General features: G+C 69.7%; 15 protein-coding genes. 5 read left to right on the top strand and 10 right to left on the bottom strand.

Translation table 11 applies throughout. The annotated features are described in order from the left end of the window. A partial coding sequence (locus tag E1266_RS29050; RefSeq protein WP_207945972.1) for a recombinase family protein occupies positions 1-920 on the bottom strand: 920 nt, incomplete at its 3' end. A gap of 168 nt (positions 921-1,088) precedes the next feature. Between E1266_RS29050 and E1266_RS29045 the strand changes: the two genes are divergently transcribed. After that, positions 1,089-2,327 carry a PP2C family protein-serine/threonine phosphatase gene (locus E1266_RS29045; protein WP_243708389.1) on the top strand — a complete coding sequence of 413 codons (1,239 nt, stop codon included), beginning with the start codon at positions 1,089-1,091 and terminating at the stop codon, positions 2,325-2,327. A 67-nt stretch (positions 2,328-2,394) separates the two neighbouring features. Here the strand turns inward: E1266_RS29045 and E1266_RS29040 are convergent, their stop codons facing one another. From E1266_RS29040 to E1266_RS29020, 5 genes are all read right to left on the bottom strand, one after another. Further along, positions 2,395-2,613: a hypothetical protein gene (locus E1266_RS29040; protein ID WP_131951008.1), complete on the bottom strand. Its 219-nt coding sequence runs from the start codon at positions 2,611-2,613 to the stop codon at positions 2,395-2,397. Further along, entirely contained in the window at positions 2,610-3,008 is a 399-nt protein-coding gene (locus E1266_RS29035; RefSeq protein WP_165950229.1) for an STAS domain-containing protein, read from the bottom strand. The genes E1266_RS29040 and E1266_RS29035 overlap by 4 nt, the downstream gene beginning before the upstream one ends. A 58-nt stretch (positions 3,009-3,066) precedes the next feature. Beyond that, positions 3,067-3,645 (bottom strand): DUF5994 family protein, encoded by a 579-nt coding sequence (locus E1266_RS29030; protein WP_131951010.1) that lies wholly within the window; start codon positions 3,643-3,645, stop codon positions 3,067-3,069. Between the two features lie 47 nt (positions 3,646-3,692). Then, complete coding sequence (locus E1266_RS29025; RefSeq protein WP_131951011.1) at positions 3,693-3,941, bottom strand: DUF1049 domain-containing protein; 249 nt, start codon at positions 3,939-3,941, stop codon at positions 3,693-3,695. Positions 3,942-4,510: 569 nt separating this feature from the next. After that, a complete protein-coding gene (locus tag E1266_RS29020) occupies positions 4,511-5,491 on the bottom strand; it encodes a YihY/virulence factor BrkB family protein (RefSeq protein WP_165966252.1) in 981 nt (326 codons plus the stop codon). Positions 5,492-5,714: 223 nt separating this feature from the next. On the opposite strand from E1266_RS29020, the gene E1266_RS29015 reads away from it, so the two are divergent. Next, on the top strand, positions 5,715-6,323 hold the full coding sequence (locus E1266_RS29015; RefSeq protein WP_131951013.1) for an STAS domain-containing protein: 609 nt from the start codon (positions 5,715-5,717) through the stop codon (positions 6,321-6,323). Positions 6,324-6,525: 202 nt separating this feature from the next. On the opposite strand, the gene E1266_RS29010 is transcribed toward E1266_RS29015, so the two are convergent. Together E1266_RS29010 and E1266_RS29005 are read right to left on the bottom strand one after the other, a co-directional pair. Then, complete coding sequence (locus E1266_RS29010) at positions 6,526-7,293, bottom strand: GAF and ANTAR domain-containing protein (RefSeq protein ID WP_131951014.1); 768 nt, start codon at positions 7,291-7,293, stop codon at positions 6,526-6,528. 100 nt (positions 7,294-7,393) lie between these two features. Beyond that, entirely contained in the window at positions 7,394-8,068 is a 675-nt protein-coding gene (locus E1266_RS29005) for a GAF domain-containing protein (RefSeq protein ID WP_131951015.1), read from the bottom strand. Between the two features lie 274 nt (positions 8,069-8,342). Between E1266_RS29005 and E1266_RS29000 the strand changes: the two genes are divergently transcribed. After that, positions 8,343-9,437 carry an acyl-CoA desaturase gene (locus E1266_RS29000; RefSeq protein WP_243708390.1) on the top strand — a complete coding sequence of 365 codons (1,095 nt, stop codon included), beginning with the start codon at positions 8,343-8,345 and terminating at the stop codon, positions 9,435-9,437. 203 nt (positions 9,438-9,640) lie between these two features. Here the strand turns inward: E1266_RS29000 and E1266_RS28995 are convergent, their stop codons facing one another. Together E1266_RS28995 and E1266_RS28990 are read right to left on the bottom strand one after the other, a co-directional pair. Further along, positions 9,641-10,147 (bottom strand): DUF5994 family protein, encoded by a 507-nt coding sequence (locus E1266_RS28995; protein WP_243708392.1) that lies wholly within the window; start codon positions 10,145-10,147, stop codon positions 9,641-9,643. A gap of 470 nt (positions 10,148-10,617) precedes the next feature. Continuing rightward, on the bottom strand, positions 10,618-10,797 hold the full coding sequence (locus E1266_RS28990) for a hypothetical protein (protein ID WP_131951018.1): 180 nt from the start codon (positions 10,795-10,797) through the stop codon (positions 10,618-10,620). Between the two features lie 624 nt (positions 10,798-11,421). On the opposite strand from E1266_RS28990, the gene E1266_RS28985 reads away from it, so the two are divergent. Next, the gene (locus E1266_RS28985; RefSeq protein WP_165966251.1) at positions 11,422-11,919 is read left to right on the top strand and encodes an STAS domain-containing protein; all 498 of its coding nucleotides are present in this window, start codon (positions 11,422-11,424) and stop codon (positions 11,917-11,919) included. 111 nt (positions 11,920-12,030) lie between these two features. Beyond that, on the top strand, positions 12,031-12,636 hold the full coding sequence (locus tag E1266_RS28980; protein WP_131951020.1) for a GAF domain-containing protein: 606 nt from the start codon (positions 12,031-12,033) through the stop codon (positions 12,634-12,636). Positions 12,637-12,815: the final 179 nt, after the last annotated feature.

Below are 12,815 nucleotides of genomic sequence, written 5' to 3'. Positions count from 1 at the left end.
GGTGGGGGCTGGAGCCGGTCTGGGGCGGACCCCGTAGGGGTACCAACGGAACCGGCACACCCGGAACCGATCACCGCATTTGCGACACGCTGCATACCGACGATTTCGGATGTGATCGTCACCTCGCAGTTCACGAGGCTTTTCTCCCGGTCGTGGTGCATCTTCAGCCCGAAGACATCCAGCAGCCGCCGCAACGTCGCCTCGGGTAGTAGTTCCAGGTCGACCGGTCCGGTCGGCAGCAGATCGAGCAGTTCGGGTGCCGGGCGGACGGGTGCCGCCTCCTGTAGTTCCCGAAACTTGGCCTGTTCTGCCTTAAGATCTGCGGCGATCTCGGCGGCGCGCTCGTTGACACGCTGAACGAGTGCCGGGGTGGGCTCCTTCAGGTTCCCGTTGGGCAGGTAGGCGCGCTTCGGGCTGCACACGTAGTAGGTGTGGCCGGAGTCCTGCTTGCCGAACATCCGCCGCCCGCACAGCCCGCACGTCATGTAGGACCTCAGCACGAAGACCCGCCGAGGCTTCTTGGGCCTGCTCGGGCCACCGGAGCGACTCCGCGACCGTACGTTGTCGCGGGCGACCCGTTGCGCCTCGGTGAAGACCTCGATCGTCACCAGGCCAGGGTGGGTGGGCTGCCCGGACCACACCCACGCCTCGGGCGGGTTGCTCCTACCGCCCGCCGAAGATGTGGCTTTGCGGTTCCACACCATGTAGCCGGTGTACTTGGGGTTGCACAAGACGTCGCGGACCGAGGAGTAGGTCCACCTGCCCACGCTTCGGGACTTGGCCGTCGCGACTGGTGGCGGACTCCGCTCCAGGTCGACGTTGAGACGGTCGGCGATCTCCTGGTATCCCAGGCGTTCATCTATCCGCATCTCGAAGATCGCTTGGACGACCGGGCCCCGCACTTCGTCGGGGACCAGCACGTGCTTGGTGGCTCCCTGTTCGCGGCGCGCGGCCACCGGGTGAGGGACCTTCCTGGCCGCGTACCCGTACGGCGGCCGTCCGGTGTTTGAAGCCCTAGACCGCTCACGACTTGGAACACCCTCCAATACGTAGAGTCACCGACCCTTCCGGAGGGCACATAGACGACTGTGAGGGAACTGAGCGGACCTGGGGATGCGGTCGACCGCGGCGAAGGGTTCGGCGAGCGGCTGCTGGGCCAGCTGCTGGATCGGGCACACGAGATGCCGCCGCAGCTCATCGCCCCCCTGGTGGCCGAGGAGATACGCGCGATCGGCGGCCGGGACATCTCGATCCTGCTGCAGGACTACGCCCAGCTCTCTCTGGTGCCGCTGCCGGGCAGGGGCCTCACCGACGGCGAACCACTGCGGCTGGAGGGGTCTCCGGCCGGGCGCGCGTTCCTGTCGGAGACCGTCGTCGAGCAGCCGCGGGACGACGGTGTGCGGATGTTCTTGCCGCTGCTGGACGGCAGTGACGAGATCGGCGTGATGGCCCTGACCCTGGACAGCGTCGATGACGACGACCGCCGGCTGCTGCGGCGGCTGGCCGGCCTGGTCGCCGACATGCTGGTCACCAAGAACCACTACACCGACCAGTTCCTGCGGACGCGACGACGCGAGCCGATGAGCGTGTCCGCGGAGATCCAGTGGTCGCTGCTGCCTCCACTGACCATGACCACGCCGCAGGTCGCCGTCGCCGGCATCCTGGAACCCGCCTACAACGTCGCAGGCGACAGCCTCGACTACGCCCTCAACGACGACGTCCTCCACCTCGCCGTGATCGACGCGATGGGACACGGCTTGAACGCCGCCGTACTGGCCACCGTCGCCGTGGGCGCCTACCGCCATGCCAGACGCGCCCAAGCCGGCCTCGCCGAGCTGTACGCGTTCATGGACACCGCCATCGACGCCCAGTTCGGCCCCGACCACTTCGTCACCGCACAGATGATGCGCCTCAACACCGGTACCGGCCACCTGGAATGGGTCAACGCCGGCCACCCCGCCCCGATGCTGATCCGCGACCACCGCGTCATCGGCGCCCTGGAAGGCACGAGCACCCTGCCCGTCGGCTTCGGCGGCTCGAAACCTGAGATCAACAGCGAGCGGCTCCGCCCCGGCGACCGCGTTCTGGCCTACACCGACGGCCTCGTCGAAGAGCACACCGCTGGCGGGGAACAGTTCGGCGAGGACCGCCTGATCGCCACCATCGAACGCGTCGGACCCGCCAGCGCGACCGTCCAGCAGATGGTGCGCGACCTCTCCCACACCCTCATGCGCGAACGAAGCGGGGTCACCAGCGACGACGCCACCCTCTTCCTCATCGAATGGCGCGGCGGAACCGCCGACCACCTCAGCAGACCACTCCTGTGACCGAAGATCCCGGGCCGGCCGGGTAGGGCGAGCGCCGAGCATGATGTGGTTCCTGCCCTCGGTCGCGTCAGGAGACGAAGGCGCCCGCCACGATGAGCGCGCAGACGAGGGCCACCGCAATGGCCATGCCGCTGATGAGACCCATCATCAGCCGCAGATAATCGTCTTTCATGGTCATCGGGCACCTGTCGTCCTGGTCACGGTCGTCGAGCCCGGAGTGCGAGCCGGTCCCGCGCGGACGCCGAACCGCCCGTCGGGAGGCGGCGCACGGCGTGATCGCCGTCATGCGGCGAGTTCGGTGTGGAGGTCCGGGGCCGGGTAGAGGGGCAGGGCGCGGTCGAGCGCGGTGACGCGGAGGAGCGCGGCGACCTGATGGCCGGGGGCGACGAGCCGGAGCGTGATGCCGAGTGCGGCGGCGCGGCGCTGGATGCCGACCAATACGGCCAGTCCGGCCGCGTCGGCGGACGCCACCTCCCCCAGATCGAGGATCAGGAGTCGGCCGCTGCGCCGCAACGCGCCGATCAGGTGCTCGCGCAGTGCCGGAGCGGCGGCGCCGTCCAGGGCCTCCGACAACGCGACGATGGTGTGGCCAGGGCGCTGGCGGGCGGGCATCCTCACCTCGTCGGGGGCCCGGACCAGACTTCGGGCAGCCGACGTGGGGATGGTGATAAGAGCGGTCATGGCGATCTCCGATCGCAGATGGTCCATACTGCCGGACGACCCGGGGCGGCGGGCCGGATCAACGTGCCGCGAACTCTTCTCGGAGTCGCCCGCCCTCGGACTCCCAGGCGCTCTCCGAGCTGTCCGAAGTGCCAGCCCGGTTCGTCCGGCCGGGTGGTGAGGCGAGGGCGGCCAGCAGGTCAGGGGTGTGCAGGAGGTTGTGAGGGTGGGACGCCAGCTCCATCGACGCCTCGGCTTCCTCCCGGGGCGTGGCGGCCGGGACGGTGAACAGGTCCACACGCCGGCCGTCGGCGTAGATGGCGGTCAGCAGCCCGGAGGGCAGGGAGTCGAACCAGCTCAGCCGCACCACCCGGGTGTCGGCCGGGCCGTCGATGCGCAGCCGTCGGGGACGGCTGTCCCAGTCGTCCGCCCGGAGCATGACGTGGGTGATGAGGCGGTGGTCGTCGATGGGACCGTGGTCCTGCAGGGCCAGGATCAGGCCGGGCAGTTCCGCGACCGGGTCGGCGGACCGGGGCCACCAGCCGCCGTCCAGCAGGGGACGCGCGGAGCGCGGAGGGGCCGCGGGGCGCAGCAGCAGCCGTGGCGTCGAGGGCGGTGACAAGCTGATCGTGGTGCGGCGTTCGGCGGTGGTCCACATGGCAGGCGCCTTTCTTGGCTTCCGATCGGTGCGGCGGCTGGGGGTGCTCAGCGGAGGCGCTTGCGGGTCAGCGGGCGCAGTTGCGTGAGGCGGGCGGACCCCAGGATCAGGGTGACCGCGATCCCGGCGGCCATGGCGGCCATGAGCACGACCGCCAGCGGCAGGACGCCGCTCAGCCCGGCGAAGGAGATCCGCACATCGCCGGTATTGCTCACCAGGAGCACCATGAAGAGGACCGAGATGGCCGCGACGGCCCACAGCTCTGACCACACCACGCTGGTGCGGACCGCCGTCACCGTTCGCTGCGCAGGTGGCTGCTTGCGCCGATCGGGGAGCCTGGGGCCAGGTGGGTTGAGCTGGGACGCTGAACCGGTCTGACCGGTGCGCCCGTTGGCGCGCGGCCTGTGCGAGGTCTGCATCACTCCCCCTCTCAGGGGGGCGGCCGGTGTGGCGGATCAACCCTCAGAACAGGATGCCGTCGTTTACCGGATACTTTTTATTCTACTCGACTATTCGCCGATATACGGAAAACGCACATAGTTTCTGAGCGCTTCACTCACGCATCGTAACCGCCGACGCCGGAGTACGAGAAACCCGCCCCCACTTCTGCTGTATTCCGGTCGAGGCGACGGGCTACCAGCGCGAGTGATGGGTTTATGCATGGATTGACCGTGTCCGTCCTCGGGCCGTCGCGCTTGCTGGACGCAGCCGGCCAGCACCCCGGGAGAGGTCGGGCCGGACGCGACGCTACGGCCGGACCGCCGGCCCGGCACCGGCGGCGAACGCCAGCTCGCCCGCCGCTGACGCGGCCCGCCGCTGACGCGGCCCGGCGCGGGGGCGGCCCGGCGCGGGGGCGGCCCGGACGTCAGTCCGGGTCATCGCGTCGAGGCGGATCGAACTCCACGTCGACGTTCTCGAAGCCTTTGTGACGTTCGGTCTCGGCGTAGGAGGTGTAGGCGCGCCGGTCCCCGGCGGTCAGCTCGACGTTGTCGGTGAAGGGCGTCAGGAGGCTGCGGGGCCACAGCCGCTGCTCCCGGACGACGTTGATCTCGGCGCTCAGCACGAAGGTGACCGCGCCCAGATAGATCCACGTCAGTAGGCCGAGGACGATCCCGAACATGCCGTAGGTGGCGCTGGCGCCCTTGAGCATGTGACCGAGCAGGAACGTGCCGGCCCACTGAATGACCTGCCATACCAGCGCCGCGGTGATCGCCCCCGTCCGGACCTGCGCGATGGTGAGCCGCCGGGCGGTCAGCACCCGGAACGCCACGGTGAACAGCACGACGTTGACGGCGACGGCCACCAGGATCGCCACCGCCCGCACACCGGCGCCGCCGCCGAGAACCCCACCGGATGCGGTCACCGCCGACAGCAGCGTGGTCACCAGGATCACCGCGCCACCGAACGCCAGCAGCGCCAGGCTGCGCACCCTGGCGGCGAAGGGGTTCGGCCGCGAGTTGCGCGGCACCCCCCACATCTTGTTCAGGGCGTTCTGTGCAGCCTGTACGACGCCCAGGCCGCCGTACAGGCTGCCTATGGAACCCGTGGCCAGGGCCAGGATGCTTCCTTGAAAGCTATGGATGTTCGCGCCGATCTGGTCCCCGAGGACCGGGAACTGCGCGAGCGCCGAATCCAGTACACGTTGCTGCAGATCCGGGTTGTCCTCCAACGCGAACCCCAGAGCGGTGACCAACAGCAGCAGCAGCGGGAACAGCGACACGAACCCGTAATAAGTGATCAACGCCGTGAGGTACGCGCCCTGGTCGTCCACGAACTTGTACACCACCGCCAGCGGCAGTCCCGCCCAGCGATGCCGCCTCTGATAGGCGTCCACGCGGCCGACCACTCCCACACGGCTCTTCTTCCCCCATCAGCGCGCCCCCAACGCTCGACCGCCCGGTTCGGGCGCGGGCCGTCTCCTGCCCGGTCGGCGACGTCCGGCGGCAGTAGCCGCGCCTCGGCCTCGTAGTGCAGGACGTTCAGGTCCGGTACGGCATGACCGTCCCCTGGGCATCATGCGAGAGGTCTGGACCCGATCGCAGGGTTAGACCGCAGGTCGTGAGCGGTCTATGCTGCGTGCGACGGCGGTAATCGTCTGTCCGGCCGCTCCAGACCCTGGCGGCGTAGGTGCATACGCTCCAGGGAAGGTCGTCATGACGGCATTCGAATCCTCGCCCCCATCCTCCGTTCCACAGAAAACGCGGGCGGGTCTGGACACCACGGCCGGCGACCGCGGCCGAGCCGGGGCGCCGGTCAGTCTCCGGCGGACGGACGTCGAGTGCGGTGCCGGGTCGACGGCGACGCTGCTGGCACTGGCCGGGGAGATCGACGCGTCCAACAGCAGCTGGCTGACCGTCCGGCTCAACACCATGATCACCAGCGCGTCCACCGGCCACGGCCGCACCGCGCCGAGCAGCGGTGTGGTCATCGACCTCACGCGCCTCAGGTTCTGCGACGCCAGCGGCATCACGGTCCTGGTCAAGGCTTTCAAACACGCCCGGAATCAGCGGCTGGTCCTGAGCATGGCCGGAGCCACGGGGCGGGTCGATCGCGTCCTTCGCCTCACCGGCATCGGCGAGGTCATCAGCCTGCATCCGAAGCCGGCGGACGCGTTGGCGGCGCTGCGCCGACGTGACGATCGCACGGCTCAGCACCCGGAAAGCGCCCTCGACGGCTGACCTGCCCAGTGCTCCGGTTGGAGGCGCTTGGCTGGGCGTACGACGTGCGCTGGCCCACCGCGGCCCGGATCGCTGCACGACGCCGCGCGGCCACGACCGCGGCCGAGAACCCATCGGCCCGTGAAGCCCGCGGCGTACCGGGCGTCACCTGCCGAGCGGGCAGGCATCCGGGTGCTCGTTCGTTCCCGTCATCGTTTCGCGGTCAACCGTGGTCGGCGCGGCGGCCGGGATCGTGTGGCGGGTGCAGGAAGCCCATCACGGCGGGGTCGTCGTCGATGACGGCCAGCGCGAGGTCGGCGAGTTTGCGGTTGGTGTCGCGGGCCTGGGCGCGCAGAGCGGCGAAGGCCTGATCGAGTGAGGTCTGGTGGCGCTCGGCGAGCATGCCCTTGGCCTGCTCGATGATCACACGGCTGTTGAGCGCGATCTGCAGTTGCTGTGACAGCAGCTGATGTTCGCGGGCCGCGCGTTCGCCCAGGATGCCGATGGTGGCGACGTCGGCCATGGCCTGCCCCAGCGACTGGACCGTGGTCGCCTCGTCGACGGCCAGGACCGTGGAGGGGGCGGTGAACAGGTTCATCGCGCCGATGATCCGCTCTCGCATCCGCATCGGCAACGCCACCACCCCGCCGTAGCCGGCGTCGAGGGCCGCGGCGCTGAACAGCGGCCACCGGGAGGCTTCGGCGGCGAGGTCGGCGACCCTGACGGGCCGGCCGGTGGCGAAGCAGTCCAGACAGGGGCCCTGCCGGGCTTGGAGCTGGAACAACTCCAGCAGCCGGGTCTGTTCGGTAGAAGCCGCGATCACCTGTAGCTCGTCGGCCTGGTCGGTGAGCAGGATCCCGGCCGCCTCCACCTTCAGCAGTTCCACGCAGCGCTCGGCCAGCCGGTGCAGGAACTCGATGAGATCGAAGTCGACCACCAGGGTGTCGGCCAGCTCGACGAACACCTCAGCGAGTCGTTGTTGCTGTGGCATGGCTGCTCAATCCGTTTCCTCGGCCCAGTGGCTGGGGGTCCTGTCGTGTGATGTCGTCTCTCGTAGACCGCAGTGGTCATCGTGTCGATCCATCGTGTCGTCACCCGTCGGGAAGGTCGTCGGGATGGAACCGCAGCCGCCGGTCCACCACCTGGCGGGCTAGCCGGGCCAACGGGACGCCTTCGGTGAAGGCGCGGGCGCGCAACGCCGCGAACGCGTCCTGCAGACCCACGCCGAGCTGGACGGCGACCATCCCGGTCGCCTGATACACCTCGATCCTGCCCTCGCCCGGCCCGCCCAGCGGCCAGGCCCCCTGATCCGAGGTCGTGCCGTCGGGCGAGGTCCGGCCCGCGGTCAGCATCACCGCCACCGCCGTCCGGCACAGCGTCACGGCGTCGGCGACCTGCTCCGCGGTCAGCGGTCCCGGCCTGACCCGGTACAGGGTGAGAGTGCCCAGCCGGATCGCCCCCACCTGCAGCGGGAAGGCGAACATCGCCCGTACCCCGGCCGCCGCGGCCACCGGCGCGAACACCGGCCACCGGGAGGCGCCGGCCAGCGAGGACACATCGGCGACCAGCACCTGGCCGCCAGAGGCACCGGCCTCGATGCCCGGACCTTCCCCCAGGGTGAACTGCTGCTCCTCCAAGAGCGCGGCCACCGCATCGGTGGCGTGCGCCCGCTGCCGGCGGTCCGGCCGGGCCGCCACCGACACCGCCGACCCGTCCACCTCCACCGCCGCCACGGCCGCCTGGCACACATGCGCGGCCGTTACCATCTCACCGTCCGCACACCCGGCGACCAGCTCCCATAACCGGGCCGCCCGCGCCTCGCCCGCTGTTGGTATAGCCGCTCACCGCCTCCGCTGTCCGAAGCGACCGGATGGCCACACCCTGAACCCAGCGTCGCACAGTCTCGGCACCGCGAGGCGATCGGCTCTGCTGTTGGGCGCTGCTCGGATCGCCTGTGTCGGCGTCTCGCGCCAGTGAGTTTCGCTGGAAGTAATCGGCGGGCGTTTCTCGGGAATGCTCGCCCGTATGGGAGAGGACAGTGTGACCACAAGCGTGACCACGGACGTTCCAGCCCCCGGCAGTGCAGCCGCCCGGGACCGGGGCGATGCGGGTCCGCGGGGCAGCGACTACGCGCTGCTGTCCCGCGAGGTGAAGCGGGCCGGACTGCTGACCCGGCGGCCGGGCTACTACACCGTCAAGATCGTTTCGAATCTCGTCCTGCTGGCGGCCGGTTGGGCGGCCTTCGCACTGGTCGGGCCGTCCTGGTGGCAACTGCTGGTGGCGGTGTTCCTGGCAGTCGCCTTCACGCAGACCGCGTTCCTCGGGCACGACGCGGGTCACCAGCAGATATCGGGCTCCAAGCGGGTGAACGAGCTGCTGGGGCGACTGCACGGCAACCTACTGGTCGGGCTCAGCTACGGGTGGTGGATCTCCAAGCACAACCGGCATCACGCCCACCCCAATCAGATCGACCGCGATCCCGACGTCGCCACCGGAGCGATCATCTTCACCCGCGAGAGCGTTCGGGCCCGGCACGGCCCCGGTGTCTGGCTGGCCCGGCACCAGGCGTGGCTGTTCTTCCCGATGCTGCTCCTGGAAGGATTCCATCTGCATCTCGCGAGTGTCCGCGCCCTGTTCGGCGGCAATGCCACCGCGCGCGAGCCGGGCAGAACCCGTTTGGCCGAGGGCGGTCTGCTGCTCGCCCACATCGGCGGATATCTCACCGCCCTGTTCTGGGTACTCCCTCCGCTGCAGGCCGTGGGCTTCCTCCTCCTCCAGCAGGGCCTGTTCGGCCTGTACCTGGGCTGCTCGTTCGCCCCTAATCACAAGGGCATGCCGATGCTCGGCAGGAACGACAAGACGGACTATCTGCGCCGGCAGGTCACGACCGCGCGCAACATCCGCGGTGGCCGGATCACCGATTTCGCGCTCGGCGGGCTGAACTACCAGATCGAGCACCACCTGTTCCCGTCCATGCCGCGGCCCAACCTGCGCCGCGCGCAGGCACTGGTGCGCGCCTTCAGCGACCGGCACGGCGTCGCCTACTGCGAGACGAGTCTCCTCCAGTCCTACGCGCAGGCGCTGCGCCATCTCCATGCGGTCGGCGGGCCGTTGCGTCCCGAGCTGGAGTACTGACCGCGCCGGCCGGTCACCGGCGCCGGATCGCGGCACTGGCTTGCCCGAGCTCTGAGCTTTCCTCGCCGACGGGCCGTGCCGCCCGCCTCGGGGCCGTCTGCTCCTCCCCAAGCTGAGCGGGCCTGGATCGGCGGCGCGCTGCGCCTACGCTGGCGGGGCATCGGCGCGTCCCCTGGCGCCTCACAGGCCGGGTGGCGTCCGGTTCAGCGTGCCGGCGGCTGTTCTTGTAGCCGTCCCCCATCAGATTTCCCGGCGTTCTGCGCCGTCGATCGTGTCCGGGAGCGGTCGCGCGGGTCGGTCGGCTTCTCAGGGGCGGACATGCGGGCGGCCGTTTCCAGGGCGGCCCGTGCCGCCGCATCGTCGGTTGAGGCCGGGACGGTGAGAAGGTCGACGCGACGGCCGTCGGCATAGATCGCGGTGAGCAGTCCGGCGGGAAGGTTGCCGAACCAGCTGAGCAGCACCTCCCTGGTGTCCTCCGGGCCGTCGACGCGCAGCCGGCGGGGATGGGCGTCCCAGTCGGTCGCGCGCAGCATGATGTGGACGATGGGGGAATGCTCGTCCGACGGGCCCTGTGCTTGCAGTGCCAGAACCAGTCCGGGCAACTCCACGGCTGGATCGACCGAGCGGGGCCACCAGGCACCGTCCACCCGCGTGCGGCTCGTATCGTCTTGCTTCGGACCAGCGCGGTCGGTCGGGGCCGACGGCCGCATCGCCAGCCGAGGAGTCATGGACGGGGAGAAGCTGATGGTCGTTCTTCGTCCGGCAGCGGTTCGCATAGGTCTGCACCCCTCTCCCGAGAGGCGCGGACGGCGACCCCCGGGTGCGTTGTCGGCGGGGACGGGGCCGACCCGATACTTCGCTACCCCACAGATGCGGCAAAAGTGATTTCTCAGGACGGCCGGCGAGTCGAGCTACCCCATAGCTACGATGCCCTGTTTATCAGATATCTACATCATACTCATGATTTGCTGACGTTTCGGGGGCAGAGCGCGGCAAAATCCAAATGCCATTAATTATACTTTTCTTGGCCTTCGATGAGCGGCATCACCCACGTCGCCGTCAGATGATCCGGAACGTGGCGCGCCCACTACCGGCCTGCTGTCCGGACCGCGCCCCCGGATGGCGGACGCCACTCCGGCATTCCTGTGCGGTCTCGCCCTCCGCCGGATGCGGCGGAGTCTCAGAATCGGCGACGCCGCCACAGCCCCAACGAACCGGCGCCCTCACGGCGTCGGCACGGCCTGGTCCCGTACATCAGGACGAGCAGGATCACTCCGGCGAGCAGAGCGGCCGCGGCCATGGTGATCGCCATCAGCGGCGTGGCGGTCTTCCACAACACCGTGAGGACGATGACCGCCACAGCGATGATCGCAAGAGGTCCGGCAGGGCTTATGGGAGACGGTCGGAGAGCGCGGTCGCGGCGGGCGCGTTCCGGAAGGGGCACGGCATTCCCTGCAAAGCCGGTATGGCGAGTCAACCGGGCGGGATGTCGCCATTGGCCGGATGACCGCAGTCTACGCGCGTCGCAGTGATCCCCCTCCGGTGATGGCCGAACGCTTGTGCCCCCGCCTAAGGCACCAAGCCCCTGGCCCCGCGGCCCGGTAGCGGGTGTGCGCGCAGCAGCGGCCGTCAGCCGGGGATGCGCAGAGCGGGAGCGCGACGTCGTCCTCGCCGCTGGGCTCCGTGCGCTCCATGAGCCGGTCACACAAGTCGGCCATGACGCCGTCCAGGCGGGCCAACACGGTGCTGGGCGGCGCGGTCGTGTCCCAGGCCAGCCGCCGCGCATCACCGGCGGGCAGTTCAGGCCGCTCGAAGCCGCCGCTTTCGAAGCGATTCGCCGGCCCGATGCCGTTCACCGTTCTCGTGCCGGGCGCGGACCAGGGGCGCCCACCGGAGTCCGCGAGCGTCCAGGCTCGCCTCTGAAGCCAAGGCCAGGCGGAGCCCCACACACAGCGCGATGGCAAGGCAAGCGCGTAGACTCACGATGACGAGGGTTTTCGCTATGCGGGCGGCCAAGCCTACATCCCCTGGTTTCTCCATACTCGGGCGCTTCAGCCCAGACAGGCCCGGCGCCATGACGCCGCAACACCACCTCGTCCAAACGGCCGACCACTCCGCCGAACCCCTCGGCCTGACCCTTGCACGGCTCAACGATCGCACCGTCATCGCCATCAGCGGCGATCTCGACGCCGCCTCCACCCCGGTTCTGCGGGAACGCCTGTACGCCGCGCTGCGGGACTGCGGCGTGTACGTGACCGTCGACCTGTCGGACGTGACGTCCTGCGACGCGTCCGGATTGGCGATGCTCGTTGGCGCACGCCGCCGGGCCGAAGCGACCGGCGCCACCTTGACTCTCGCCCGCCTCCGCCCGCAGCCGACCGATCTGCTGCGGGTCACCGGACTGCATCGCGTGTTCATGGTCGGTTCCTCCGCCACCGACGCCCAGGACGCAAGCCCGGACAGCCGGTCGACCGCGGCCTGACTGCGCGCAGGCGCTCGCACCCACCGAACGGGCCATGGCCAGTGCAGATCTGCGGCCCGCGACATCGAGGCCCGGCCACCGCCCGGCCAGAGAAGAGAGCGGGATGACAACATGACCGACGACGAACTACCGGCGACCCTCTGGGGCCCATCGGGCACGTCCCGGGGCGCGGCCGACCGGCGGCGGCTGGCCGCCTCATTCGACCTGATGGCGGCGGTCCTGAACGGGACCACCGTGCCCAGCCTGCTGAAGCTCGTGACCGAGCGGGCCCGCTCCATGGCAGGCGTTCCACTCGCATTCATCGCGCTGCCCGCCGAAGAAGCCCACACCCTGCGGATCGATGTCGCGGTCGGCGTCGGCAGCGACCGGATACGCGGACTGACCGTCCGGCGCGGACGGTCGATGCTCGGCCAGGCGTTCAACTCCCGCCGGGCCCTGTCAGCGCGAATCGTCACCGATCAGACGCTCAGCGCCTTACCGGCCGGGCCGATCCTGATCCTGCCACTGGACAACGGCGAGGCCACCCACGGAGTTCTCGCCGTTCTCGCACGGCCGAGCGCCGAGCCGTTCAGCCCCTCCACCGGCCGCCAACTACTGCTGTTCGCCGACACCGCCGCCCGCCTGGTCCAACTCGCCGAAGACCGACGCACAACCACCCCACCAGACAGCGCGTGCGCACCCATCATCGCCCTCCGCCCTCCACCCACGCGAAGCTGACACAGCCGCCCCTGCTGTTTGCGCAATGGCTCGTGGAGGTTCACGTCGCTCACGCGACCAGGGCGAACACCGTCGAGATCGCCTACACCCCTAACAGCTCCTGGCTCGTCACTCCATCGACACGCGGTTACGGGATATCGGGAAGCGGGATGGGATGCTTAGGCGGGCGTTGGGTGGGC

The organism is Actinomadura sp. 7K534 (assembly GCF_004348575.1).
In the GTDB taxonomy this organism is placed as follows: Bacteria; Actinomycetota; Actinomycetes; order Streptosporangiales; family Streptosporangiaceae; genus Spirillospora; species Spirillospora livida.
This window is presented reverse-complemented; position numbering and strand designations above follow the sequence as displayed.